The organism is Streptomyces thermolilacinus SPC6, from assembly GCF_000478605.2.
In the GTDB taxonomy this organism is placed as follows: domain Bacteria; phylum Actinomycetota; class Actinomycetes; order Streptomycetales; family Streptomycetaceae; genus Streptomyces; species Streptomyces thermolilacinus.
Window position 1 is genome coordinate 2,142,181 of record NZ_ASHX02000001.1, and the last position, 25,454, is coordinate 2,167,634.

Genomic DNA, 25,454 nt, shown 5'->3' on the forward strand with positions numbered 1-25,454 from the left:
GGGGTACGTGAGGCGTATGCACGAGCACACCGAGCCCGGCCGGTGGCGGACCCGGTTCGCCGAGGCGGCCCGCGAGGAGCGGCCCGGCCTGGCGGAGCTGTGCCTGCTGATCGGCGCCGAGGCGGAGCCCGGGCTCGGCGAGGCGGGGATGGACGCCGCGGAGATCGAGCTGGACCGGCTGGCCGGACTGCTGCCGTACGGGCCGAAGACCCCGCACGGCTGGGCGGCGGCACTGGCGTCGCTGCTCGGCGGGCGGTACGACTTCCACGGGACGCCCGGCGACTACCGGCGCCTGGAGTCGTCGCTGCTCCACCAGGTGCTGCGGCGCCGCCGGGGGCTGCCGATCCTGCTGTCCGTCGTGTGGATGGAGGTGGCGCGGCGGGCGGGGGCGCCGGTGTACGGGGTGGCGCTGCCGGGGCACTTCGTCGTCGGGTTCGGGGACCCGGGCGAGCGGGTGCTGGCGGACCCGTTCGCCGGGGGCCGGCCGATGACGGAGGCCGACACGGAGCTGCTGGTGGCGGGCGCCACCGGGGAGCCGCTGCGGCCGTCGATGCTGCTGCCCGCCGACCCGCTGGACATGGTGCTGCGCATCCTCAACAACATCCGCGCCTGGGCGGCCGGGCGGCCCGAGCGCTCCGACGTGGCGCTGTGGGCGGTGGAGCTGGCGCTGCTGCTGCCGTCGCACCCGGCGCGGCTGCGGTACGAGCGGGCGCAGCTCCTCGTCGAGCGCGGGGACTTCACGGCCGGTGCGGCGGAGATGGAGGCGTACGCGGACGTGGTCGCCGCGGTGGAGCCGACGACCGCCGCGACCCTCCGCGCCCAGGCCCGCGCGGCCCGGGCCCGGCTCAACTGACGGCGCCCGCACGGCGGGTGGGGCACGGGTCGGCGTGGCGGCCGCGGGGCCGTGCACCGGGGCTCGCTGCCCGATGACCGGTCCTGGGCCGGGATACGGACAGGGCCGCCCCCGCCGAGCGGCGGGAACGGCCCTTCCGGTGTCCGTACGAGTCCTGGCCTGCGGGCCTCAGCCCCGCGGGTCCAGTTCGATGGTGACGGTGCGCTCGGCCTCGGTCCTGCCGACGAGGGCCTTGTGCATGGCGGCGGCCACGTCGTCGGCGGACAGCTGGTGCTTCTTGCCGTCCCCCTTGGTGATCATGATGCCGTCGAAGGTGCCGTCGAGGAGGCGGTCGATGGCCTCCTTGTCGTAGTACGGCTCCAGGCGCTTGCCGACCGCCTTCATCGACAGGATCTGCGGCAGCGACCGCTGCGGGCCGAACTGGATCTGCTTGCCGCCCGCCTTGATGGTGATCAGGCCCGACATCGCGGGCTCGGCGAACTCCTTCATGGCCCGGTCGATCTCGGCCTGCTCGATCATCGGCTCACGGGTGGCGACGGGCAGCTCCACGACGTTCGCCCGGCCGGTCTCGACCTGGGCGCGGTACGCGTCCCGCACGAACAGCATCGAGCGCCGCACGTCCAGCACGGTGCCCGCCTTGCCCGGTACGGGGACCGCCTTCCCCGGCTCGAACTTCACCGTGCCCTCGGTGACCGCGCCGGAACCGCCGCCGAGACCGGACAGGGCGACGCCCAGCTTCTCCTCGTCCACCGGGATCACCGGCTGGGCGACCCGCTCGGCGCCGAACAGGGAGCCGATCACGGTGACGGGGTTGTAGTCGCTGCCCGCGGCGGCGCGCACGGTCGCCTGGCTGTCCAGGGACAGGCCGGCCTTGTCGGGCGCGAGGGTGCGGTTCTGCCCGCCGACCTCCAGCTGGAGCGGCCGCGCGGCACGGGCGCCGAGCGCGGCGTCCAGCTTCTGGACGGCCTCCTCCTTGGTGGAGCCGCCGATGTCCACGCCGAGGACGGTGGTGCCCTTGGGGACGTCTGCCTGGTTGAGGAGCAGTCCCGCGCCGTAGGCGACGCTGGCGGCGGCGACCACGGCGACGGCGAGGAGGACCAGCTTGGAGCGGCCCTTCTTCGCGGGCGCGGGCGCGGCGCGGGTGGCCGGCGGCGGGGTGGGCGCGGGTGCCTCGGGGGCGGGCTCGTCCAGGACCGGCGGGTACGCATCGAACGGCTCGTCGTACGCGTCGGGGTGCCCGGCGGCGCGGGCCGGGCCGGACATCGGGAACGGCGACGGGGCGTCCGTCTCACGGTCGTCCCGAGGGACGACGGGGATGCCGCTGGTCAGCGTTTCGCCCGACACCTGGCCCGGCGGGGGGCCCTGGCGCGGCCCGGGACCGGGGTGCGGCTTCTGCGGCGTGAGGATCGCGGTGTCGTCGGACATCCCGCCACCCGGGGCCTGCGCCTGGGTCTGGGCCTGCGGCGCCTGGGGGCGCGTGGCGGAGCCCGAGGTGGCGTGGAGCGCGGCGGTCCCGAAGGCCGGTCCCGTGGTACGGCCGGTGGGGCCGGTGGGGCGCGACAGATCGGCGAGGCCGGAGAGGGCGGACGTGCCGGGGGAGGAGCCGCCGGGCGCGTCGGAGAAGTACGGCAGGCCGGGGGCGCCGACGCCGTCCTGGGCCTGGGCCCCCGGTGCGGCCTGCGGGCCGCCCTGGGCGCCGTCCTGCGGCGGGGCGGCGGCCGTCGCCGCGTACCCGGCGCCGTTGGTGCCCGTGTCCAGGCCCGTGCCCGTACCGGCACCCGGGCCGGTCCCGGCACCCGGGCCGGTCCCGGCACCCGGGCCGGTCCCGGCACCCGGGCCGGTCGCGGCACCCGGGCCGGTCGCGGCGCCGGGGCCCGCGCCGGGCGCGGCCGGGGCGTCGGCGGAGGCGCCGGCGGGCGAGGCGGCGGGCGCCTTGCGCGGGGCGAACCAGTCGCTGGTGGGCTTGTCCCGCACGGCGGCAGGCTGCGGTTCGTCCACGTCCGGGCGGGGCGTCCGCGCCGTCCGCTCGGCGGGGCTCTCCTGCTCGGGCTCGTCGGCGGGCGCGTCCTGACCTCCGCCGCTCACCGGCTTGCGCACGACGACCGGCGGGATGGGCCGCGAACCCGGAATGTTGATCCGGATGCGCGTGGTCAGGGTCGTTTCGGTCTTCTTCTCCTCCGGCTGCGCGGGCGCGCCGGCCCCGGAGGCGTCCTGGTACTGGGGCGACCCGTACGGCGGGGTGCCCGACGGGTACGCGGCTCCGCCACGCCCCTGGGGCCCGGAGGACGAAGTGTCAGTTTCACGACTCAAAGCAGGATCTCCCGGTTGGCTCCGCCGCCCGCTCTCACACCCACGGGCGCCCGGCGGCGCGCACCACCATACTGGCCACCGTCACGGCGCCACCCCCTGCCGGGGGAACATCACCGGGCAATGCCACTCAAGTTCGGGCACGTCCCCCGTCAACTGGCCGCCGCGGGCCCCGCTGTTGCGGCAGGACGGACAGGGTGGCGCACATCACAGCCAGCGCCATCCCCCCGAGCACGAACACGAGATCGGCCATCCCGCCCCACAGGAGCTTGTCGCCCTCGCCGCGCCCGAAGCCGATCGCCACGACGGCGGCCAGCCAGCCCGCGCCGGACGACAGGACGCCCGCCTGGCCGCCGACGGCGCGCAGCCCTCCGTAGAAGAGGGCGGCCGTGGCCAGCAGCGCGAGCAGCAGCCCGGCGGGGAGCCACGCGGCCTGGAACAGCGCCCCGGCCAGCCCGACGAGCACGCCCAGCACGACGAGGACCGTGTGCGTGAGGACCTTCACCACGACGCTCACGCGGTCACCCCCGCGAACAGGTCGGTCTCCCGCTCCCCCGCCGGAGCGCCCGACTCGCCACGCGCCAACTGGTAGTACTCGCGGTCGAAGAGGGGCTGCCCGAGGTCGTTGGAGAGGGCGAAGAACCGGCCCCGTACGACGATCTGCGTGGCGTGCGCGCGCATGGCGGCGGCCTTGCGGTCGGCGTACGCGGTGCCGTCGATCTCGGCGGTGACCAGCTCGTCGTCCACCACGCCCGGTACGTCGCCGATGTCGGCGACGCCGGGGAAGGTGACGTCGGTGGCGGCGCGCAGGGCGGCGAAGCCCTCCTCGGCGACCGGGCGGGGCACCCGGTTCCAGTAGATCTTGGCGATCCTGTGGGGGGCGCCGAGGCCGGGCGCGTACGCCGGGTCGGCGGCCAGGTCGGCGGCGCGCATGGCGACGCGGTGGGCCTGGATGTGGTCGGGGTGGCCGTATCCGCCGTCGGGGTCGTACGTCACCAGGACCTGCGGGCGGACCTCCCGGACGACCTCGACGAGATGCGCGGCGGCGGCGTCCACGGGGGCGCTCCAGAAGGCGCCCTCGCGGTCGTTCTGCGGGACGCCCATCATTCCGGAGTCGCGGAAGCGGCCCGGGCCGCCGAGGAAGCGGTGGTCGGTGACCCCCAGCTCCCGCATGGCGGCGGCCAGTTCACCGACGCGGTGGGGTCCCAGCCGGTCCTCGCGGTCGGGCGCGAGATGGGCGAGGCCGGGCGGGATGACCTCGCCCTCCTCGCCCCGTGTGCAGGTCACCAGGGTGACCAGGGCGCCCTCGGCCGCGTACCTGGCCATGGTGGCGCCGTTGTTGATCGACTCGTCGTCGGGGTGCGCGTGCACCAGGAGCAGACGACGGGCGGGGAGATCCGTCATACGGACACCCTACGAGGTCCGCTCCCGGCGGCGGCGTTCCGGAACCGCGCGCAGGCGGGCCGGGGGTCAGAACTTCAGGTTGCCGATCATGCCGGCCACGCTGGTGGTCAGCTGGCTGACGGTGGGGGCGATGGAGGAGCTCGCCAGGTAGAAGCCCAGGAGCATGCAGACGATGGCGTGCCCGGCCTTCAGCCCCGCTTTCCGGATGAGCAGGAAGACGACGATCGCCAGCAGCACCACCGCCGAAATCGAGAGTGCCACGGCGGTTCACCTCCATACATGTCGGTCGGGAACGGGCAGCGCGCATGTGCCAGGAGGTTCATACCCACCTTGCGCTACGGATCATAACTTTCCGTTCCCCCGCATCGATCGGTGCACGGCAGCATTGGGGGGCGCACAGCCGCTAGTTTCGGTCACATGACCTCGCGGCAGAGCAACTTCCCCCACCAGTACGCCCGTACGCGGCGTTTCACCCTGGGCGCACCACGGTCGTTCACCGTGGCGCCCGACGGCTCGCGGCTCGTCTTCCTGCGCTCCCCCTCGGGCACGGACCCGGTCAACAGGCTGTACGTGATGGACCTGGACGGCGACAAGCCGGCCCCCGAACGGGTCGCCGCCGACCCGGCGGTGCTGCTCGGCGGGGCTGGGGAGGACCTGTCGCCCGAGGAGCGCACGCGGCGGGAGCGCAGCCGGGAGATGGGGGGCGGGGTGGTGGGATACGCCACGGACGCCGCCGTGGAGTTGGCGGCCTTCGCCCTGTCGGGGCGGCTGTTCGTCGCGGAGTTGCGGGCCGGGACGGCGCGGGAGCTGCCCGCGCGGGGCCCGGTGGTGGACCCGAGGCCGTCGCCGGACGGGCGGCTCGTGGCGTACGTGGCACGGGGCGCGCTGCGCGTGGTGCCCGTGGAGGGCGGCGAGGGGCGGGACCGGGCGCTCGCGGAGCCCGAGGGCGAGGACGTGGCGTACGGGCTGGCCGAGCATGTGGCGGCCGAGTCGATGGCCCGCTCGCGGGGCTTCTGGTGGTCGCCGGACTCGGACCGGCTGCTGGTGGCGAGGGTGGACGACGGGCCCGTGCGGCGGTGGTGGATCGCGGACCCGGCGCATCCGGACCGGGAGCCGCAGCGGGTGGCGTACCCGGTGGCGGGCACGGACAACGCGCAGGTGCGGCTGTTCCTGGCCGGGGTGGACGGCGGGGAGCGGACGGAGGTCGTGTGGGACCGGGAGCGGTTCCCGTACCTGGCGCGGGTGCACTGGTCGTCGGCGGGTGCGCCGCTGCTGCTGGTGCAGGCCCGCGACCAGCGCACTCAGCGGTACCTGGCCGTCGATGTGACGTCCGGTGAGACCCGTGTGGTGCGGGCGGAGGAGGACGGGCGGTGGCTGGAACTGATCCCGGGTGCGCCGGCGTGGGCGGCGGACGGGCGGCTCGTGCGCGTCGCGGACGAGGACGGGGCGCGCGTCATGGCGATGGGTGACCGCCCGCTCACGGACGGGGCGTTGCACATTCGGGGCGTACTGGACGTAGGGGACGGGGACGTACTGGTCTCGGCCTCGGCGGGTGAGTCGGCGGCCGACGCGGAGATTGGCGAAATCCATGTGTACCGGGTGGGCGAGCGGGGCGTGGAGCGGATCTCCGTGGGGCCCGGCGTGCACACGGCGGTGCGCGGCGGGCCGGTGACCGTGCTGGCGTCGGCGGTACCGGACGTGCCGGGGCAGCGGGTGCGGGTGCTGCGGGACGGGAAGCGGATCGCGGAGGTCGCGTCGTACGCCGAGACGCCGGTGCACTCGCCGCGCGTCGCGCTCACCCTGTCGGGGCCGCGGAGGGTGCCGTGCGCGGTGCTGCTGCCGCGCGCGTACGAGGAGGGGGACGGACCGCTGCCGGTGCTGATGGACCCGTACGGCGGCCCGCACGGGCAGCGGGTGGTGGCCGCGCACGACCCGTACCTGACGTCCCAGTGGTTCGCCGACCAGGGGTTCGCGGTCGTCGTCGTGGACGGACGCGGCACGCCGGGCCGGTCGCCCGCCTGGGAGAAGGCGTTCACCGATGGGCCCGCTCCGGCGCTGGACGACCAGGTGGAGGCCCTGCGGGAGCTGGCCGGGCGGTTCCCGCTGGACCTGGGGCGGGTGGCGATCCGGGGCTGGTCGTTCGGCGGCTGGCTGGCCGGGTTCGCGGTGCTGCGGCGCCCGGACGTGTTCCACGCCGCGGTGGTGGGCGCCCCGGTGACGGACCAGCGGCTGTACGACACGCACTGGGCGGAGCGGTACTTCGGGGGGCGCCCCCAGGATGTGCCCGAGGCGTACCGGGCGAGCTCGCTCGTGTGGGACGACGGGCTGGTGGACGCGGCCGGACCGGCCAGGCCCATGATGCTCGTCCATGGCCTGGCGGACGACAACGTGGTCGCGGCGCACACCCTCCGGCTGTCGTCGGCGCTGCTGGCGGCGGGCCGCCCCCATGAGGTGCTGCCGCTGACCGGCGCGACGCACATGCCCACGCAGGAGGCGGTCATGGCGAACCTGCTGACGCTCCAGCTGGACTTCCTGAAGCGGTCGTTGGGCCTGGAGTGACCCCCGCGGGACCTGAGCGGTCACCGAGTGCGGGGTGCCCCCGGGACCTGAGCGGTCACCGGTGCGGGGCGGGAGCGACCGGCCGGGGCCACATGGCACGCCCCGGCCGGTCCACGGCACCCGCACGGCCGTACGGCATCCAGGGTGGCGTGTCCGTATATCGGGACGGGGTCGGCCCGGTGTCCCGCGTGTTACACGCCCGGTGCCCCTCCCGTCACCCGGCCCCCGCCCGATCGCCCCGCGTCACACCGCCGTCGCCCCGCTCGGGGGCGGCGGCTGCTCCCCCGGTACGACGTGGATCTCCTCCGCGAAGTGGCACGCCGAGTCGTGCCGCGCCGGGCTGCCGGCGTCCCGGAACGCCTCCGGGACGGCGAGCAGGGGCACCTCGAGGGCGCACCGCTCGCGCGCCTTCCAGCAGCGGGTGCGGAACCGGCAGCCGGACGGCGGGTTGGCGGGGGACGGCACGTCGCCGGAGAGGAGGATGCGCTCGCGGTGCTCCCGCGCCTCGGGGTCCGGTACGGGCACGGCGGACAGCAGGGCCTGGGTGTACGGGTGGGTGGGGTGGTCGTAGATCTCCGTGTCGGTGCCGGTCTCCACGATCCGGCCGAGGTACATGACGCCGATCCGGTCGGAGATGTGCCGCACGATCGACAGGTCGTGCGCGATGAACACGTACGACAGGCCGAACTCGTCCTGGAGCCGCTCCAGCAGGTTGACGACCTGCGCCTGGACGGACACGTCGAGAGCGGAGACGGGTTCGTCGGCCACGATGACGCGCGGCTGTAGGGCGAGGCCCCGGGCGATGCCGATGCGCTGGCGCTGGCCGCCGGAGAACTGGTGCGGGTAGCGGTTGATGTGCTCGGGGCTGAGGCCGACGACCTCCAGCAGCTCCCGCACCCGGCGGCGGCGGTCGCCCTTCGGCGCGACCTCGGGGTGGATCTCGTACGGCTCCCCGACGATGTCCCCGACCGTCATGCGCGGGTTGAGGGAGGTGTACGGGTCCTGGAAGACCATCTGGATGTCGCGCCGCACGGCCCTCAGGGCGCGCCCGGACAGGCGGGTGATGTCCTCGCCCTGGTAGCGGATGGCACCGGAGGTGGGCCGTTCCAGGTTGACCAGCATCTTCGCGACGGTGGACTTGCCGCAGCCGGACTCGCCGACGATGCCGAGCGTCTCGCCGGGGCGCAGGTCGAAGGAGACGCCGTCCACGGCCTTGACCGCGCCGACCTGCTTCTTGAACACGACGCCCCGGGTGAGCGGGTAGTGCTTGACGAGGTCCCGTACCACCAGGATCGGCTCAGCGGACGGCATCGACGGGCTCCTTGTGGAGGGTCTCGCGCCAGAAGTGGCAGGCGCTGCGCCGGTCGTCGGAGACCTCGTGGAGCGGGGGGACGTCGGTGCGGCACACGTCGCGGGCGCGGGGGCAGCGCGGGTGGAAGGGGCAGCCGGGCGGGATCGCCGTCAGGCTGGGCGGCAGACCCGAGATGGCGTACAGCTCCCGCCCCTTCTGGTCGAGGCGCGGGATGGAGTCGAGCAGGCCCTGCGTGTAGGGGTGGGCGGGCGCCTTGTACAGGTCGTGGACGGGGGCGGTCTCGACGATGCGGCCCGCGTACATCACGGCGATGCGGTCGGCGACGTCCGCGACGACGCCGAGGTCGTGGGTGATGAGGACGAGGCCCATCCGCAGCTCCCGCTGGAGCTCGGCGAGGAGCTCCATGACCTGCGCCTGGACGGTGACGTCGAGGGCGGTGGTGGGCTCGTCCGCGATGATCAGCTCGGGCTCCAGGGCCATCGCCATGGCGATCATGATGCGCTGGCGCATGCCGCCGCTGAACTGGTGGGGGTACTGGCCGACGCGTTCGCGGGCGGCGGGGATGCGGACGCGGTCCATCAGCTCGACGGCCCTGGCGCGGGCGTCCTTCTTCGACATGCCCCGGTGGACGGTGTACATCTCGGCGAGCTGGTCGCCGACGGTGAGGACCGGGTTCAGCGCGGACAGCGCGTCCTGGAAGATCATCGCCATCCGCGCGCCGCGCACCTTGCGCCGCTCGTCCTCCTTGAGGGTGAGCAGGTCGCGGCCCTGGAAGACGATCTGCCCGCCGGTGATGCGGCCGGGCGGCATGTCGAGAATGCCCATGACGGCCTGCGCGGTGACGGACTTGCCGGAGCCGGACTCCCCGAGGACGGCGAGGGTCTCGCCCTCGTCGACGGAGTAGGTGACGCCGTTGACCGCCTTGGCGACGCCTTCGCGGGTGCGGAACTCGACGTGGAGGTCGCGTACTTCGAGCAGCATGGCGGCGGCTCCTCAGCGCAGCTTGGGGTCGAGGGCGTCGCGTACGGCGTCGCCGAGCATGATGAACGCGAGGACGGTGATGCTCAGCGCGCTCGCGGGCCACAGCAGCATGTGGGGGGCGTTGCGGATCTGGGGGGCGGCGTTGGAGATGTCGATGCCCCAGGAGACGGTGGGCGGGCGCAGTCCGACGCCGAGGAACGACAGGGTGGCCTCCAGCGCGATGTAGGTGCCGAGCGCGATCGTCGCGACGACGATGACGGGCGCGACGGCGTTGGGCGCGACGTGCCGCAGCAGCAGCCGTCCGCTGCCCGCGCCGAGCGAGCGGGCGGCCTGGACGTAGTCGTGCTGTTTGGCGGTGATGACGGAGCCGCGGGCGATGCGGGCGATCTGCGGCCAGCCGAGCAGGACGATGAAGCCGACGACGGGCCACACGGTGGTGCTGGTGACGACGGACAGGAAGACCAGGCCGCCGAGGACGACGGGGATGCCGAAGAAGATGTCGGCGGTACGGGAGAGCAGGGCGTCGCTCCAGCCGCCGAAGAACCCGGCGAGCCCGCCGAGGAGGCTGCCGAGCAGGGCGGCGCCGAGGGTGGCGGCGATGCCGACGGTGATCGAGGCGCGCGCCCCGTGGACGGTGCGGGCGTACACGTCGCAGCCCTGCGTGTCGTACCCGAAGGGGTGGCCCGGCTCGGAGCCCTCCTGGGACTTGGCGAGGTCGCAGTGGAGGGGGTCGGCGCTGGTGAGGATCTGCGGCCAGATCGCGATGAGCACCAGGAAGGCGATGAGCAGCGACGACACCAGGAAGACGGGGTTGCGGCGCAGCTGGTGCCAGGCGTCGGTCCACAGGCTGCGGGGCCTGCCGCCGGGGCCCGGCGGGGTGCCCTCCTCGCCGGTCGGTTCGGTCTCGGGCCTGTCGAGGGTCTCGGCTTCGCTCATGGCCAGGTCCATGGCGCCGCCGGCGCCGGTCGGGGCGATCGCCTCGCGCGGGTTCTCGTACGGGCTCCTCTCGTAGGGGTCCCGGTCGCCGGGGCCCTTCTCGTACGGGCCCTCGTCGTACCGGCCCCGGTCGCGGTGGCCCTTCCCGTACGGGCCGCCCTCGTAGGGGTCAGGCATAGCGGATCCTCGGGTCCAGGACCGCGTAGAGCAGGTCCACCAGCAGGTTCGCCACCAGGAAGACGATCACCAGGATGGTCACGAAGCCGACGACGGTGGGCGAGTTGTTGCGGAGGATGCCCTGGTAGAGCTGGTAGCCGACGCCGTGGATGTTGAAGATCCGCTCGGTGACGATGGCGCCGCCCATCAGGGCGCCCACGTCGGCGCCGATGAAGGTGACGACCGGGATCAGGGAGTTGCGCAGCAGGTGCCGGGTGATGACGCGGCGGCGCGGGAGACCCTTGGCGATGGCGGTGCGCACGTAGTCGGCGCGGGTGTTCTCGGCGATGGAGGTGCGGCTGAGCCGGGTGACGTAGGCGAGGGAGACGAGGGCGAGGACGACGCCGGGGAGGATCAGCTCGTCGAAGCGGGCCTCGGAGGAGACCGACGGGCTGATCCACCCCCACTTCACGCCGAGGAGGAACTGCAGGAGGTAGCCGGAGACGAAGGTGGGGACGGAGATGACGACGAGGGTGAGGATCAGCAGGCCCGTGTCGAGGGGGCGGCCGCGCTTGAGGCCGCTGATCACACCGAGGGTGATGCCGACGACGATCTCGATGGCGATGGCGACGATCGTGAGCCGCAGCGTCACGGGGAAGGCGGAGGCCATCAGTTCGGTGACCCGCTGGCCGTTGAAGGCGGTGCCGAAGTCGCCCTGGAAGATCGCCCCCATGTAGAGCAGGTACTGCTTCCACAGCGGTTCGTCGAGGTGGAGGTCCTCGCGGATGCGGGCCACCGTGGCGGGGTCGGGCGCCTTGTCGCCGAACAGGGCCGCGACGGGGTCGCCGAGCGCGTACACCATGAGGAAGATCAACAGGGTGGTCCCGATGAACACGGGGATCATCTGCAGCAGCCGCCGGATGACGTAACGCCCCATGTGGCCTCCTCCGGGGTTGCGGTTGGCGGCTCAGCCGACCTTGATCTGGTCGTACACGGGGACGCTGAACTGGTTGAGCTTCACGTCGGAGAGCCGCTCGGTGTAGCCCGCGCTGCCGCTCTGGTACCAGAGGGGGATGGCGGGCATCTGGGCGGCGAGGATCTTCTCGGCGTCCTGGAAGTGCTTGATGGCGGCGGCCTGGTCGGACTCGGCGTTGGCGCGGTCGACGAGGGCGTCGAAGCGCTGGTTGGTGAACTTGCCGTGGTTGGCGGAGGCACCGGTGTAGTAGAGGGGCTCCAGGAAGTTCTGGATGAGCGGGTAGTCGGCCTGCCAGCCGGAGCGGAAGGGGCCGGCCATGCGGAAGCCGGTGACCTGGTTGCGGAAGTCCGCGAAGGTGCCGACCGGGTTGACGGTGCAGACGGGGCCCCGGCCGAGGACGTTGTTGATGCTGTTGCAGACGGCGTCCATCCACTGGCGGTGGGAGCCGGTGTCCACGTTGGACGTGAGGGTCATCCTGCCGCCGGGGAGCCCGCCGCCCTCGTTGATGAGCCGCTTCGCCTCGGCCGCGTCGTATGTGCAGGCGTCGCCGCACGTGTCCGCGTAGCCGCCCTTGTCGCCGAGCGCCGGGGAGGTCCAGTCCTTGGCGGGTGTGCGGGTGTTCTGGTAGATCTGCTTGGTGATCTGCTCGCGGTTGATCGCCTTGGAGATGCCGATGCGGACCTTCTCCATGCCGGGCCTGGACCACTCGGACCGGTAGAAGGGGAAGACCAGGGTCTGGATGAGGAGGGCGGGCTGGTTGATGTACCGGTCGCCGAGGTCGCTCTCCACGTTCTTGAGCTGCTGGGCGGGGATGTCGTCGACCAGGTCGAGGTTGCCGGAGATCAGGTCCTGGTAGGCCGTGTTGTTGTCGGTGTAGACCCGCAGGTCGACCCCTGCGTTCCGGGCCTTGTCGGGCCCCTTGTACCCGTCCCAGCGGCGCAGCCGCATCTCGCTGCCCTTGGTGTACGCGTCCACGGTGTACGGGCCGTTGCCCACGGGCTTGTTCAGCCACGCGGCGTGGTCGGTGAAGAACGCCTGGGGCAGCGGCATGAACGCGTTGTACCCGAGCGTGTCGGGCCAGGTGGAGAACTTGTCCTTCAGGGCGACGGTGAAGGTCCGCTCGTCCTTGACGACCAGGCCCCGCATGGTCTTGGCCTTGGCGGCGCCGGACTCGGGGTGTACGTCGTCGTAGCCGACGATGTCGGAGAAGAACGGCGCGTTGTTCTGCTTGTTGTCCACGTGGGCGGCGTAGTTCCAGGCGTCCACGAACGACTTGGCGGTGACCTTCTCGCCGTTGCTGAAGGTCCAGCCGGGTTTGAGGGTGATGGTGAAGTTCTGCGAGTCGGTCGTCTCGATCTTCTCGGCGACCATGTCCCGCGCCTCGCCCGTCTCGGGGTCGTACCGCTTGAGGCCGCGGAACACCATGTCGAGGACCTTGCCGCCCTGGACCTCGTTGGTGTTGGCCGGCTCCAGGGGGTTCTGGGGGTCGCCCCAGGAGGAGCTCAGGAGGCCGTCGCCACCGCCACTGTCGCCGCCTCCGCCGCCGCAGGCGGTCGCGGTCGCCGCGAGGACGACCACGATGGCGCAGGCGACCCGTCGGGTGGGGTGGCTGGCTCCGCGCATGGGTGCCTCCTGGTCTTTCGGGCCATGAGCAGGACTTAGGCCCAAATATCACTGCATACGGGATACCCCGCACTCCACACACCCCCAACGGTGTACGCCCGCCTCCCCCCGCACCACTCCCCCGCGCGGCACCCGCGGCCCGGCGGCGTGCCGGGAAACGCGAAGGCCCCCCGCCGGAGCGGGGGGCCTTGCGGGTGCTCGTCACGCCGTGGCGGCGCCGGTCACTCGGAGTCGGACTCCAGGGACGCCAGGGCGGGGTCCATGACGACTTCCTTGCCCGCCTTGATGGTGGGCTCCTCCGGGAAGTGGCACGCGGTCAGGTGACCCTCGGCGTTTCCGGAGAGCTGCACCAGCGGCGGCTCCTCCGTCGCGCACTTCTCCTGCGCCTTCCAGCAGCGGGTGCGGAACCGGCAGCCGGACGGCGGGTTGATCGGCGACGGCACGTCACCGGCGAGGCGGATGCGCTCGCGCTGCGGGCCGTCGACCGACGCCTCGGGCACCGCGGACAGCAGGGCGTGGGTGTACGGGTGGCGGGGCCGGTTGTACAGGGAGTCGCGGTCGGCGACCTCCATGACCTTGCCGAGGTACATCACCGCGACGCGCTGCGAGAAGTGCCGCACGACCGCCAGGTCGTGGGCGATGAAGAGAAAGGCGATGCCCATCTCGTCCTGGACCTTCTGCAGCAGGTTGACGACCTGCGCCTGGATCGACACGTCGAGCGCCGACACGGGCTCGTCCGCGACGATCAGCTTCGGCTGGAGGGCCAGGGCGCGGGCGACACCGATGCGCTGGCGCTGACCGCCGGAGAACTCGTGCGGGAAGCGGTTGTAGTGCTCCGGGTTCAGACCCACGGTCTCCAGCAGCTCGCGCACGCGGTTCTCGCGGCCGCCGGGCGGGTTGATCCCGTTGACCTCCATCGGGCTCTTGATGATCGTGCCGACGGTCTGGCGCGGGTTCAGCGACGAGTACGGGTCCTGGAAGATCATCTGGATCTCGGACCGGATCGGCGCCAGCTGCTTGCGCTTGGCGTGGGTGATGTCCTGGCCCGCGTACTCGATCGTGCCGCCCGTGGGCTCCAGCAGGCGGGTTATCAGACGGCCGGTCGTGGACTTGCCACAGCCGGACTCACCGACCAGGCCCAGCGACTCGCCGGGGTACATCGTGAGGTCCACGCCGTCCACCGCCTTGACGGCGCCGACCTTGCGCTTGAAGGGGAAGCCGCCGTAGATGGGGAAGTGCTTCTGCAGCCCTTCCACCTTCAGCAGCGGTTCTCCCTGCTGCTTCTTCGCTCCCTGCTGCTGCGGCAGAGTGACGTTCTCGCTCATGTCTCTGCGTCTCCCTAGCCCAGCCGGGGCTTGATCTGATCGATGAAGATGGACTGCTTCTGCTCACCCGTGAGGTGGCAGGCCGCGGCGCGGCCGTCCGCGAGCAGCGGTCGCTCGGTCGTGCAGAGCCCGCCGGGGACCTCGTCCACGAAACGGCAGCGCGGGTGGAAGCGGCAGCCGGCCGGCGGGTTCAGGAGGCTCGGCGGGGTGCCCGGGATCGGCACCAGCGGCTCGCTCGTGTCACCGCCGAGGCGCGGCATCGAGCTGAGCAGGCCCCAGGTGTAGGGGTGCTTCGGCTCGCTCAGCACCTCGCGCACGCTGCCGCGCTCCACGGCCCGGCCCGCGTACATGACCAGCAGGTCGTCCGCCATGTTGGCGATGACGCCCAGGTCGTGGGTGATGAAGATGATCGCGGAGCCGAACTCCTGCTGGAGGTCGCGCAGCAGGTCCAGGATCTGGGCCTGCACGGTCACGTCGAGCGCGGTGGTCGGCTCGTCGGCGATCAGCAGCTCGGGGTCGCACATCAGCGACATGGCGATCATGGCGCGCTGGCGCATACCGCCGGAGAACTGGTGCGGGTAGTCGTCGAACCGCGTCTTCGGCTGGGGGATGCCGACCTTGGTCAGCATCTCGATGGCGCGGTCCTTGGCCTCCTTCTTGGAGGCGCCGCGGTGCTTCATGAACGGCTCGGACAGCTGGCGGCCCACCGTGTAGTACGGGGAGAGCGCGGTCAGCGGGTCCTGGAAGATCATGGCGACCTTGTTGCCGCGGAGCTTCTCCATCTCCTTCTCGGAGGCGGTGGTGAGCTCCTGGCCGTCCAGGTTGATCTCGCCCTGGATGTCGGTCGTCTTGCGGTTGTGCAGGCCGAGGACCGTCAGGTTGGTCACGGACTTCCCGGAGCCCGACTCACCGACGATGCCCAGCGTCTTGCCGCGCTCGACGTCGAACGAGAGCCCGTCGACGGCCCGAACGACGCCGTCCTCGGTGGAGAAGGCCACGCGCAGGTCGCGGACCGAGAGGAAGGCCTGCGGCCCGGTCGGGGCCGGCTTGTCTTCGGTCTTGGTCTGTGTGGTCACGGTCGTTCTCCTAGGCGAGGCGCACGCGCGGGTCGATGTAGGCGTAGGCGAGGTCCACGATGACGTTCAGGATCAGGATGAAGAACGCACCGAACAGCATCACGCCCATCGTCAGCGGCAGGTCCTTGTTCACCGAGGCGTCGACCGCGAGACGGCCGATGCCGGCCAGGTCGAAGGTCTTCTCGGTGACCACGGCGCCGGCGAGCAGCGCGCTCAGGTCCATGCCGATGATCGTCACGATCGGCGTCAGGGAACCACGCCAGGCGTACCGGAAGAACACGTACTTCTGCGGCATGCCCTTGGCGCGCGCCGTGCGGACGTGCTCCTCCTGGAGCTGCTCGATCATGGTCGAGCGCGCCATACGCGTGTACTGGGCGGTGAAGATGGTCGCCATCACGGCCCAGGGGATCAGCAGGCCGGTGGCCCAGGCGAGCGGGTCCTCGGTGAACGGCGTGTAGCTCGGGTTCTCCATCCAGCCGGTGGAGTAGACCATGATGCCGAGCACGATGGCGCCGAGGAAGTAGATCTGGAACGAGCTGAGCACCATCGAGGCGCCACTGACGAACTTGTCCACCTTGGTGCCGCGCTTCCAGGCGGCGAGCATGCCGGAGCCGAGGCCGAGCACCAGGAAGATGATCAGGCCACCGATGGTGAGCGACAGCGTCAGCGGGAAGCGGTCCACGATGGAGTCCCACACGAAGTCGCCCGAGTCGAAGGACATGCCCAGGCACGGCGCCGCGCAGTGCCCTTGCGCGAAGTCACGGCCGGCCACGATGCCCATCATGAAGGTCCAGAACTGCGTGGTGATGGGCTGGTCGAGGCCGAGGTTCTCCCGGATGACGGCCAGGTTCTCCGGCGAGCAGTTCTTGCCACAGGAGAGGGCGGCGAAGTCCTGGGGGATTGTGTAGAACAGGAAGAACGTGAAGGCGCCGATCAAGAACATGATCACGACGGCGCCGGTCAACCTGCGGATGAGGAACTGAAGCATGGCGGGCAGCTGCTCTCTTCGGAAGCGGCGGGCGGTGAGGGGTGGGGCCCGCGAGGGTGCGCTCCGCCTGGCGCGCACCCCCGCGGGTCAGCCGATGTTCGGTGTTACGGCTGCTTCAGGTACAGGTCGTTGATGTTGATGTAGCTCGAGTTGGTGCTGTACCGGGCACCGCCGATGTTCGAGCCGAAGAGCTGCATCTGCTTCGAGTAGTAGACCGGGGCGGCCGGGTTGATCTCCTCGACGATCCGCTTGTGGGCCTCTTCCCACTTCTTGGCGGCCTGCTCCGGCTGGAGCTTCAGGGCCTCCTCGATGAGGGCGTTGACCTTCGGGTCGTTGATGTGCGAGTAGTTCGAGCCACCGTCGGAGATGAGCTTGCCGTCGTAGACCGGGGTGACGACCGTGGACGGGGAGGACCAGTCCTGGCCCCAGCCGGTCATGTACAGGTCGTACGGGTTCTTGACCTTGCCGATCTGCTCGTAGTAGCTCGCGCGCTCGATCTCCTTCAGCTGGAGGTCGATGCCGATCGCCTTGAGCGCGTCCTTGACGATGACGGACTGCTTCTGGCCACGCGGGGTGTTGGAGTAGGCGTAGGTCAGCTTGGTGCCTTCCTTGAACCCGGCCTCCTTGAGCAGCTCCTTGGCCTTCGCCACGTCGCCGTTCGGCTTCTTCTTCTTGCCGAACGGGTCGTAGTTCGGGTCGTGGCCCGGCAGGGTCGGGGCGAACAGACCGCCGGCGATCTCGCCGCCGTACTTGCCACCGTCGGCCGCGATCATCCGCTCGTTCGGGATCGCGTAGGTGATCGCGTCGCGGACCTTCTTGTCCTTGATGCGGTCCATGTTGAAGGTCATCTGCCAGACGTAGGGCTGGTAACCCTTGACCGTGCGCTTGTTGACGTCCGGCTTGGTGACGACGTCGCGGACGAGCGTGGTGTCCACCGAGTCGGTGAACTGGATGGCGTTCTTCGCCTCGCCCTGGTCGGCGATCAGACGCTTGGTCTGGCTGGCCTGGTCGATGGTGTTGGTGAAGTTGTAGCCGTCCACGTACTGGTGGCGGACCGAGTCGGTCTTCGGGTCCCAGTGCGTGTTGCGGACCAGCTTGAGGGACTTGCCGGCCTTGTACTCGGCGATCTTGTACGGGCCGAGGGCCTTGGGCGCCTTGTCGTACTTCTCCTTCGTGTCCTGCTTCGCGGGCACGATGGCGTAACCGGCCATGGCCAAAGCCTGCGGCAGGTCCGGGCGCGGCTGGTTGAACTTGAAGATGACCGTCTTCGGGTCCGGGGTCTCCAGGACCGTGTTCGGCAGGTGCTGGCCCTTGTACGGGCCGTCCGGCAGAGCCTTGCGGTAGTCCGTGCCGGACAGCCAGGTCTGGACGAACGTCGGGCCGTCGAAGATGACCTTCGAGTAGAGGCGCTCGATGGAGTGACGGATGTCGGCGGACGTGATGACGTTGCCGTCCTCGTCCTTGATGCCGTCCTTGAGCGTGTACTTCCAGGTCTTGCCGCCGTCGGTGGTCTGGCCGGAGTCGGTGGCGATGTCACCGACGACGGTCAGGTTGCCCTTGGCGTCCTCGTGGTAGTTCGTCAGCTTGCGGTGCACCAGGTTGGAGAACTGACCCGCGTCGGAGACGTAGATCTGGCCCGGGTCCATGTGGCTGAGGTCGGACTGCTGGTAGACCTCGATGAAGCCGCCGGACTTGGCGCCCGGGACGTCCTTGGCGGGACCGGTGGAGGCAGCGGCGTCACCGTAGACGACCGGCTTCGACTGCTCCGCGGCCTCGCTGGCGCCCGGCGCGGCCTTGCCCGTGTCGCCCTTGCCCTTTTCGTTGGTGCTGCAGCCGGTCAGCACCAGAGAGCCGGCCGCGAGGGCGACGACTATGGCGCGCGCGGAGCGCGTTCGAGTGGACTTCATGATGCTCTTTGCACCTACCTGTGAGTTGTTGTCCAGAAAAGTGCTGCCTGCCGTCCGGTTGCCCGGTGCGGGGGCGGCAGCTCCCCCGCACTTGGACGTCACCGTCCGGTCTTGGGGTCGAACGCGTCGCGGACCGAGTCGCCCAGCAGGTTGAAGGCGAGGATGAAGACCACCATCGCGATACCGGGGAAGAACATGAACGCCGGGTTCTGCTCGTAGATGTCCGCGCCGATGGCGAACATGCGGCCCCAGTCCGGGGTCTCCTCGGTGAAGCCGACACCGACGTAGGAGAGGAACGCGATCGAGAGGATGGCGCTGGGCAGCATGTACGTGCCCTGCACCAGGATCGGGGTCACGATGTTGGGCAGGATCTCCTTGCGGACGATCCTCCAGCGAGAGGCGCCGGAGACCAGCGCGGCCTCGACGAACTCCCGCTCGCGGATGGTCAGTACGGAGCTGCGCACCAGGCGCGCCATGCCCATCCAGCCGAGGAACCACATCACGAGGACGATCGCCACGGCCCGGAGGTAGGTCGGCGTCTCCTCCCGCGGGTCCACGAACAGCGCGGTCACGACGGGCATGAAGGCGATGAAGAACAGCTGGCTCGGGAAGGCGAGGAAGAAGTCGGTGACCCGGCCCAGCCAGTAGTCCACCTTGCCGCCGAAGAACCCGCCGACCATGCCGATGAGGACACCGGTGACGACGGAGAGCACCGTCACGACCACCGCGAGGTAGAGCGACGTGCGGATGCCGTAGAGCAGCATCGTGAACACGTCGCGGCCCAGGTTCGGCTCGACGCCGAACCAGAACTCGCCGGACATGCCGCCGAACACGCCGTACGGCATGGCGAACTCGTCGAGGATGTCCTCGTACCCCGGCACCGACGGGTAGAGCGTGTACGGGTCCTTGCCGTAGAGCGCGGAGATGACGGGGGCGAGGGCGCCGATCACGAAGAAGAAGACGACCACGAAGGCCGAGACCACGCCGACCTTGTCGCGCTTGAAGCGCGTCCACATCAGCTGGCTGGGCGATCGGCCCTGGTGGCCCTGCTTGGTCTCCTCCGCGGCTTCGGTCTTGGCCGTGGTGTCTTTGTCCAAGGTGACGGAGGCTGCGGTGCCCTCGATCTCAGTTGGACTGGTCATGGTGTGTCCATTTCACGGGTGTCGGATGACCCGCGGTCCTGCGCGTGCGGCGACGGCCGGGTGATGGGCACCCGGTCGGTCACGGCCGCTGCCTGACATCCTCTCGGACGTTCCGGGCACGCCGGGCACCCGTGGCCGGGTACGACGGCGGCCCCGCACGCCGAGCGGGAGGCGTCCCGCGGGCATGGGCCGGAAGGATGGTCAGCAGGGGAGGATTACCCCCCGAGGAGCGCGAGCCGAGCGGTTGACCGGGTCTCAGAATCGCCGACCGCTGCAGGCGGCCTGACCGGTTGACGTACACGGGTGACCGGCCGTTGGAGCCAGCTGCGACGACCCGACCCCACTGGCGCTCGTGGCACCGCGCATGGGTTCCTCCTCATGAGTCCACGTATTCACTGCATGGTTGGGTACGGTGCACCCCGCCGACACCCCTGACGGCGAAGTGCTGTACCACGTGTGCTCGCGAGTCGGCGCTCCCCACAGCGCGTGACCCATCGACCCGAGCTCAGTGGAGCCAACTATTAAGTACGACCGGGCTGTAAACCACACTTAAAGGGTCTCGTTTTGACAACATCGCCCAAGTGTCACTGCCCGAAATCCAGACAAAATGAGCACAGACAGACACCCGCGAAACGGACTGTTAACACAAGTTCCGGAGAGCGACGATCGATAACCGGACGCTTCGCAGGTGAAAACACGTTGACGCGGACGGGTCGGACATGTCCTCCTGTCGGCCTGTCGAGGTGGCTGAAAAACGCCGGTCGAGAGCTTGCTCGCCCCGGTACGCACCGTGCGCGGCCCGCACCGCCCGGGTCCGCGCGTCCTCGCCGGCGCGGCTGCGCGTACGCCCGGCCGCGCCCGGCATGATCCACCCGCACATACCGACGGCACCCGGCATGCCCCGCACCCGCACCCGCACCCGCACCCGCACGTACCGTCGGCCGTACCCCCGCGTGAGCCCGGGCCCTGCCCCGCGTGTGCCCCGGCCGTGCAACGGCCGACGGCCGCCGGGTGGTTACCCGGCGGCCGTCGGTGGGGCGTGCGTGCGCGGACGCGGTCCGCGTCGTACGCGTGGTGGTTCAGCCGTGCTTGGCGCGGGACGCCGCGCGGGCGCGCTCGCGCTGGTCGAGGTTGACCTTGCGGATGCGGACGGCCTCCGGGGTCACCTCGACGCACTCGTCGTCGCGGCAGAACTCCAGGGACTGCTCCAGCGACAGCTTCCGCGGCGGGACGATCGACTCGGAGACATCGGCCGTGGAGGAGCGCATGTTGGTGAGCTTCTTCTCCTTGGTGATGTTGACGTCCATGTCGTCGGAGCGCGAGTTCTCACCGACGATCATGCCCTCGTACACCTCGGTGCCCGGCTCCACGAAGAGGACGCCGCGCTCCTGGAGGTTGGTCATCGCGAACGCGGTGACGGCACCGGCGCGGTCCGCGACGAGCGAGCCGTTGTTGCGGGTCGTCAGCGTGCCGAACCACGGCTCGTGGCCCTCGTGGATGGAGTGGGCGATGCCCGTGCCGCGCGTCTGCGTCAGGAACTCCGTACGGAAGCCGATGAGGCCGCGCGACGGGACGACGAACTCCATGCGGACCCAGCCGGAGCCGTGGTTCGACATGTTGTCCATGCGGCCCTTGCGGACGCCCATGAGCTGCGTGACGGCGCCCATGTGCTCCTCGGGCACGTCGATCGTCATGCGCTCGACCGGCTCGTGGACCTTGCCGTCGATCTCCTTGGTGACGACCTGCGGCTTGCCGATGGTCAGCTCGAAGCCTTCCCGGCGCATCGTCTCGACGAGGATGGCCAGCGCCAGCTCGCCGCGGCCCTGCACCTCCCAGGCGTCGGGGCGGTCGGTGTCCAGGACGCGCAGCGACACGTTGCCGATGAGCTCGCGGTCGAGGCGGTCCTTGACCTGGCGGGCGGTGACCTTGCGGTCCTTGACGGCGGACTTGGCGTCGGCGCCCTTGCCCGTGCCGCCCCGGCCGACCAGCGGCGAGGTGTTGGTGCCGATGGTCATGGAGATGGCCGGCTCGTCCACCGTGATCAGCGGCAGCGCGATCGGGTTCTCCGGGTCGGCCAGCGTCTCGCCGATCATGATGTCGGGGATGCCGGCGACAGCGCAGATGTCGCCCGGTCCGGCCTTCTCGGCGGGCTTGCGGGTGAGCGCCTCCGTCATCATCAGCTCGGAGATGCGGACGTTCTGCACCGAGCCGTCACGCTTCATCCAGGCGACGGTCTGGCCCTTCTTCAGCTCGCCCTGCTGGACGCGCAGCAGCGCGATACGGCCGAGGAAGTTGTCCGCGTCGAGGTTGGTGACGTGTGCCTGGAGCGGGGCCTCGTCGTCGTAGACGGGGGCGGGGATGTGCTCCAGGATCGTGGAGAAGAACGGCTCCAGGTTGGTGGAGTCGGCGGGGACCGTGCCGTCCTCCGGCTTGGTCAGCGAGGCGACGCCGTCGCGGCCGCAGGCGTAGACGATCGGGAACTCGATCTGGTCCTCGTCGGCGTCCAGGTCCAGGAACAGGTCGTACGTCTCGTTGACGACCTCGTCGATCCGGGAGTCGGGGCGGTCCGTCTTGTTGATGCAGAGGATGACGGGCATCCGCTTCTGGAGGGCCTTGCGGAGCACGAAGCGGGTCTGCGGGAGCGGACCCTCGGACGCGTCCACGAGGAGCACGACGCCGTCCACCATCGACAGGCCGCGCTCGACCTCGCCGCCGAAGTCGGCGTGGCCGGGGGTGTCGATGATGTTGATGGTGATCGGGGACCCGCCGTCCTTGGGGTGATACTTCACCGCCGTGTTCTTGGCGAGGATCGTGATGCCCTTCTCACGCTCCAGGTCGTTCGAGTCCATCATGCGGTCGTCGACCGAGTCGAGCTGGTGGGCGGCGAAGGCTCCCGCCTGCTTCAGCATGGCGTCGACGATGGTCGTCTTGCCGTGGTCAACGTGGGCGACGATGGCTACGTTACGGATGTCGTGGCGCGTGGGCATGGGTGGCTGGCGCTTCTCTCGGATCGTGGGTGCGGCGTCTCGTTTTCCTCAGTACGCCCGCCGGGCGGACGCGCCACGGCTCTGTCCATGGTACGGGGCTGGCGCGCACTCGGCCTCCCGGGCATGATCGTGCCCGCCGGGAGGCCCGGCGGGCAACGGATCTGAGCGCTTTCTGAGCTTGTTCGCTACGTCTTCACTTCTTCTTCGGCGCCGCGAACCCGATGTTCTCGTAGGCGGGCGTCGCGAAGCCGAAGGCACCCGCGTTGACCACGTTCTTCCGCACCGCGACGAGCTCGGGCCGCTGGAAGAGCGGGATCGATCCGGCGGCGGCCCAGATACGGGCGTCGGCGCGGCGCACCAGGTCGCGGGCGGCCTTCTCGTCCAGCTCGGCGGCGGCCTGCTCGAAGAGCTGGTCGATGTGGTCGGTGCCGACGCGCGTGTAGTTCTGCTCCACCAGCAGCGAGCCGTCCGTGGCGGGCTCCGGCTTGGCGTAGATCGGGCGGCCGTCGGTGGCGGGGAAGGCCGTGCCGGGCCAGGAGTAGAGGGCGAGGTCGTAGTCGCCGGACGCGATGTGGTCCTTGAAGAAGCTCTCGTCGGGGACCTTGGTGATCTCGGTGCGCACCCCGATGCGGTCCAGCATCCGCGCGATCTTGTCCCCGACGGCGCGCAGCGACTCGGAGCCGGGCCCCGACGGCAGGACGAAGCGGAGGGTCAGCGGCTGCCCGTCCTTGCCGAGGGGCCCCACGGGCGCCCCGGCGGCGGGACTGGGCGCGCCCTTGCCCGGGGCGGCCGGTGCGGCGGTGCCGACGGGGGCGTACGCGCCGGGGGCACCGCCCTGGGCCTTGGGCCGCTCGGGGGCACCGGTGGCGTCCTTGGCGTCGGTGCGGGCGTCCGTCTCGGCGGTCAGGGCGGCCGTGACGGCGCGGGCCTGGCCGACGACGAGCCTGCTGTGGACGGCGGCGGCGGGCGCGGGCGCGACGACGCGGGTGCCGGGCCTGCTGTCGGCGGCGGGCTTCTCGTCGCCGACGATGTACAGGCCCTCGTCGGACGGCAGGTCCACCGTCCGCGCGGTGTCGGCCGCCACCCCCGCGGTCGTCGCCCCGCCGGTCGTCGTACGGTCGGCCGGGGCGGGCGCGGCGGCGGGCGACGCGGCCTTCGACGGCGCCTTGGACGGGGCGGCCTCCGTCGCGGCGTCCTTCGACGGCGTCCCCTTCGACGGCGCGCCGGACGCCTCGGCCCCGGCCTTCGTGCCCTCCTTCGGCGCGGCGCTCGCCCGGGCGCCCTCCTTCGTCCAGCCCGCGTCGGCGAGCAGGGCCATGGCCTCCTCCGTGTCCTGGCCGCCCAGCGCGCCGCTGCTGTCGGCGTACGCGTCCTGCCCGGCCAGCGCCAGGTGCGAGCCGACGGGCTCGGCCGGGAGCCCCAGCGGGGCGAGTACGGACTGCGCCAGCTCGCGGCGGTCCAGGGCGCGGGCGACGGCGCGGCGCACCCGCTCGTCGGCGAGGGGCCCGGACTCGCCGTTCAGGGCGAGCTGCGTGTACGCGGGCTCCAGGGTCTTGCGGACGACGTACGCGCGCAGGGCCCGCTGCTCGGCCTCGTACGCGGCGGCGGCGCGCTGCTCGCGCAGCCGCGCGGCGCGCTCGGCCGCCGCCTTCGCCTTGTCGGAGCCGTGCGCGGTGGCCCAGGACTCCAGGGCGGCCGAGGGCGCCTTCCCGGTGTCCGGCGCGGGCGCGGGGCTGCCCTGCGCGCCCGCCTTGCCCTCCCGTACGGCGCGGGCGATGCGGGCGGCGAGGGGCGCGTCGATCTCGGCGATGTCCACGGTGTTCGCGGTGAGCGCCTGGGCGCGGCGATCGCGCGGGACGGCGCGCAGGACGAGGCGGTCGAGCTTCGCGGGCTCGCCCCACCAGCGCGGGTCGCGGACCAGGGTGACGGTGCCGGCCTTCTTGTCGAGCGCCTTCAGCCGGAACGGCCCCGCGGTCTTCGGCAGCGTGGTGCGGGCGCCGTCGTTGAAGGTGCTCGGCGAGCCGGTGACCTCCTTCGGGTACAGCGGCGTGAACAGCGACTTCCAGTCGGCGTACGGCTTGGCGAAGGTGACCCGGACCTCCAGGTCGTCGGCGCCGCGCTCGATCTTCTCGACGCGCTCGTACCCGGCGTTGCGCGCCGTCCAGTACGCGCTGTCGCGGCCGCGCAGGGCCCGCCACTGGGCGACGAAGTCGGGGGCGCCGATCTCCCGGCCGTCGCTCCACACGGCCTGCTGGTGCAGCTTGTACCGGACGACCTGCTTGGGCTCGCGCTCGATGATCTCGGCGGACTCCAGGTAGTTCCGGTTCAGCTGCGGCCTGCCGCGCTCGTCGAGGGTGAAGAGGGACGGCAGCACGGCCCCGGCGACCCGGGCGGTGGCGGCGTCGGCGTCGGCCTGGAAGGCGTTGAAGGTGGCGGGCAGCGCGTCCACCGCCCAGCGCAGGGTGCCGCCGTCCGCGACCGAGGCGCGCGGGACGGCCGCGATGTCGGCGGGCACGGCCCGGGCGCCGTCCTCCTCGTCCCCGGAGCTGCAGCCGGCGAGTACGGATACGGCGAGCGCCCCGCTGGTGAGGAGCGCGGCGGACCGGAGTGCGCGGACGCCGACGTGGGACATGGCTTGTACCTCTTCGTCCGGATTCTTGAATTTCGCGATGATCACACCTATGGCCCGTCCACTGAAAGGGACGGGCTCCGCGCCCCCGCGGCGACACGGCGGACCGCCCCCGAAACCCCACCCGTCCGGCCCAACGCGGGGACCTGGAGGGCGGTCGCGGGGACGGCGCCGGGTTCCGGCGGGACGGAGTGGCGGGACCCGTCGGCCGGCCGGGCGGAGTGGCGCGAACCGACGCATTCCGGCCGGGCGGCGGGGGTCCGGGACGTTCGTCCGGTCGCGGCTGGGCGGGG

The 25,454-nt window shown here is 71.4% G+C and carries 18 protein-coding genes; 2 read left to right on the forward strand and 16 right to left on the reverse strand.

The window, feature by feature from the left end; all coding sequences use genetic code 11:
- Nucleotides 1-16 precede the first annotated feature (16 nt).
- Nucleotides 17-853, forward strand: coding sequence for a transglutaminase family protein (locus J116_RS08790; RefSeq protein ID WP_023586722.1), 837 nt, complete (start codon nucleotides 17-19; stop codon nucleotides 851-853).
- Nucleotides 854-1,021: 168 nt separating this feature from the next.
- Here J116_RS08790 and J116_RS08795 read toward each other — a convergent pair whose 3' ends face one another.
- The 4 genes from J116_RS08795 to J116_RS08810 all read right to left on the reverse strand — a co-directional run bounded on the left by J116_RS08795 (nucleotide 1,022) and on the right by J116_RS08810 (nucleotide 4,825).
- On the reverse strand, nucleotides 1,022-3,163 hold the full coding sequence (locus tag J116_RS08795; protein ID WP_023586723.1) for a hypothetical protein: 2,142 nt from the start codon (nucleotides 3,161-3,163) through the stop codon (nucleotides 1,022-1,024).
- A gap of 127 nt (nucleotides 3,164-3,290) precedes the next feature.
- Entirely contained in the window at nucleotides 3,291-3,677 is a 387-nt protein-coding gene (locus J116_RS08800) for a DUF6113 family protein (protein ID WP_023586724.1), read from the reverse strand.
- A complete protein-coding gene (mshB, locus tag J116_RS08805; protein WP_023586725.1) occupies nucleotides 3,674-4,564 on the reverse strand; it encodes an N-acetyl-1-D-myo-inositol-2-amino-2-deoxy-alpha-D-glucopyranoside deacetylase in 891 nt (296 codons plus the stop codon). Before mshB ends, J116_RS08800 begins: the two co-directional genes overlap by 4 nt.
- Before the next feature lie 66 nt (nucleotides 4,565-4,630).
- The gene (locus J116_RS08810; protein WP_023586726.1) at nucleotides 4,631-4,825 is read right to left on the reverse strand and encodes a hypothetical protein; all 195 of its coding nucleotides are present in this window, start codon (nucleotides 4,823-4,825) and stop codon (nucleotides 4,631-4,633) included.
- Nucleotides 4,826-4,981: 156 nt separating this feature from the next.
- Here J116_RS08810 and J116_RS08815 point away from each other — a divergent pair, with 156 nt between their 5' ends.
- Nucleotides 4,982-7,123, forward strand: coding sequence for a prolyl oligopeptidase family serine peptidase (locus J116_RS08815; RefSeq protein ID WP_023586727.1), 2,142 nt, complete (start codon nucleotides 4,982-4,984; stop codon nucleotides 7,121-7,123).
- Nucleotides 7,124-7,366: 243 nt separating this feature from the next.
- Here the strand turns inward: J116_RS08815 and J116_RS08820 are convergent, their stop codons facing one another.
- From J116_RS08820 to J116_RS08875, 12 genes are all read right to left on the reverse strand, one after another.
- Nucleotides 7,367-8,434 (reverse strand): ABC transporter ATP-binding protein, encoded by a 1,068-nt coding sequence (locus J116_RS08820; RefSeq protein ID WP_023586728.1) that lies wholly within the window; start codon nucleotides 8,432-8,434, stop codon nucleotides 7,367-7,369.
- Entirely contained in the window at nucleotides 8,421-9,416 is a 996-nt protein-coding gene (locus tag J116_RS08825) for an ABC transporter ATP-binding protein (RefSeq protein ID WP_023586729.1), read from the reverse strand. Before J116_RS08825 ends, J116_RS08820 begins: the two co-directional genes overlap by 14 nt.
- Nucleotides 9,417-9,428: 12 nt before the next feature.
- Nucleotides 9,429-10,364, reverse strand: coding sequence for an ABC transporter permease (locus J116_RS08830; RefSeq protein WP_201258842.1), 936 nt, complete (start codon nucleotides 10,362-10,364; stop codon nucleotides 9,429-9,431).
- Nucleotides 10,365-10,521: 157 nt separating this feature from the next.
- Entirely contained in the window at nucleotides 10,522-11,445 is a 924-nt protein-coding gene (locus J116_RS08835; RefSeq protein WP_023586731.1) for an ABC transporter permease, read from the reverse strand.
- Between the two features lie 30 nt (nucleotides 11,446-11,475).
- The gene (locus J116_RS08840) at nucleotides 11,476-13,107 is read right to left on the reverse strand and encodes a peptide ABC transporter substrate-binding protein (RefSeq protein WP_023586732.1); all 1,632 of its coding nucleotides are present in this window, start codon (nucleotides 13,105-13,107) and stop codon (nucleotides 11,476-11,478) included.
- 221 nt (nucleotides 13,108-13,328) lie between these two features.
- Nucleotides 13,329-14,432 carry an ABC transporter ATP-binding protein gene (locus J116_RS08845; protein WP_023586733.1) on the reverse strand — a complete coding sequence of 368 codons (1,104 nt, stop codon included), beginning with the start codon at nucleotides 14,430-14,432 and terminating at the stop codon, nucleotides 13,329-13,331.
- Nucleotides 14,433-14,446: 14 nt separating this feature from the next.
- Nucleotides 14,447-15,508 carry an ABC transporter ATP-binding protein gene (locus tag J116_RS08850; RefSeq protein ID WP_023586734.1) on the reverse strand — a complete coding sequence of 354 codons (1,062 nt, stop codon included), beginning with the start codon at nucleotides 15,506-15,508 and terminating at the stop codon, nucleotides 14,447-14,449.
- A gap of 10 nt (nucleotides 15,509-15,518) precedes the next feature.
- Nucleotides 15,519-16,496, reverse strand: a complete 978-nt coding sequence (locus tag J116_RS08855; RefSeq protein ID WP_023586735.1) for an ABC transporter permease — start codon at nucleotides 16,494-16,496, stop codon at nucleotides 15,519-15,521.
- A 104-nt stretch (nucleotides 16,497-16,600) separates the two neighbouring features.
- Complete coding sequence (locus J116_RS08860) at nucleotides 16,601-18,403, reverse strand: ABC transporter substrate-binding protein (RefSeq protein WP_023586736.1); 1,803 nt, start codon at nucleotides 18,401-18,403, stop codon at nucleotides 16,601-16,603.
- Between the two features lie 98 nt (nucleotides 18,404-18,501).
- Nucleotides 18,502-19,545, reverse strand: coding sequence for an ABC transporter permease (locus J116_RS08865; RefSeq protein WP_028963850.1), 1,044 nt, complete (start codon nucleotides 19,543-19,545; stop codon nucleotides 18,502-18,504).
- A 1,079-nt stretch (nucleotides 19,546-20,624) separates the two neighbouring features.
- Nucleotides 20,625-22,532 (reverse strand): translational GTPase TypA, encoded by a 1,908-nt coding sequence (typA, locus tag J116_RS08870; protein ID WP_023586738.1) that lies wholly within the window; start codon nucleotides 22,530-22,532, stop codon nucleotides 20,625-20,627.
- A gap of 193 nt (nucleotides 22,533-22,725) precedes the next feature.
- A complete protein-coding gene (locus J116_RS08875) occupies nucleotides 22,726-25,164 on the reverse strand; it encodes an ABC transporter family substrate-binding protein (RefSeq protein ID WP_023586739.1) in 2,439 nt (812 codons plus the stop codon).
- Nucleotides 25,165-25,454: the final 290 nt, after the last annotated feature.

What these genes read in the sequence shown, in the direction of transcription:
- mshB (WP_023586725.1), bottom strand. Translation starts at nt 4,564, where the DNA reads ATGACGGATCTCCCCGCCCGTCGTCTGCTCCTGGTGCACGCGCACCCC.
- J116_RS08855 (WP_023586735.1), bottom strand. Translation starts at nt 16,496, where the DNA reads ATGCTTCAGTTCCTCATCCGCAGGTTGACCGGCGCCGTCGTGATCATG.
- J116_RS08845 (WP_023586733.1), bottom strand. Translation starts at nt 14,432, where the DNA reads ATGAGCGAGAACGTCACTCTGCCGCAGCAGCAGGGAGCGAAGAAGCAG.
- J116_RS08820 (WP_023586728.1), bottom strand. Translation starts at nt 8,434, where the DNA reads ATGCCGTCCGCTGAGCCGATCCTGGTGGTACGGGACCTCGTCAAGCAC.
- J116_RS08830 (WP_201258842.1), bottom strand. Translation starts at nt 10,364, where the DNA reads ATGGACCTGGCCATGAGCGAAGCCGAGACCCTCGACAGGCCCGAGACC.
- J116_RS08815 (WP_023586727.1), top strand. Translation starts at nt 4,982, where the DNA reads ATGACCTCGCGGCAGAGCAACTTCCCCCACCAGTACGCCCGTACGCGG.
- J116_RS08865 (WP_028963850.1), bottom strand. Translation starts at nt 19,545, where the DNA reads ATGACCAGTCCAACTGAGATCGAGGGCACCGCAGCCTCCGTCACCTTG.
- J116_RS08835 (WP_023586731.1), bottom strand. Translation starts at nt 11,445, where the DNA reads ATGGGGCGTTACGTCATCCGGCGGCTGCTGCAGATGATCCCCGTGTTC.
- J116_RS08825 (WP_023586729.1), bottom strand. Translation starts at nt 9,416, where the DNA reads ATGCTGCTCGAAGTACGCGACCTCCACGTCGAGTTCCGCACCCGCGAA.
- J116_RS08860 (WP_023586736.1), bottom strand. Translation starts at nt 18,403, where the DNA reads ATGAAGTCCACTCGAACGCGCTCCGCGCGCGCCATAGTCGTCGCCCTC.
- J116_RS08840 (WP_023586732.1), bottom strand. Translation starts at nt 13,107, where the DNA reads ATGCGCGGAGCCAGCCACCCCACCCGACGGGTCGCCTGCGCCATCGTG.
- J116_RS08790 (WP_023586722.1), top strand. Translation starts at nt 17, where the DNA reads ATGCACGAGCACACCGAGCCCGGCCGGTGGCGGACCCGGTTCGCCGAG.
- J116_RS08875 (WP_023586739.1), bottom strand. Translation starts at nt 25,164, where the DNA reads ATGTCCCACGTCGGCGTCCGCGCACTCCGGTCCGCCGCGCTCCTCACC.
- typA (WP_023586738.1), bottom strand. Translation starts at nt 22,532, where the DNA reads ATGCCCACGCGCCACGACATCCGTAACGTAGCCATCGTCGCCCACGTT.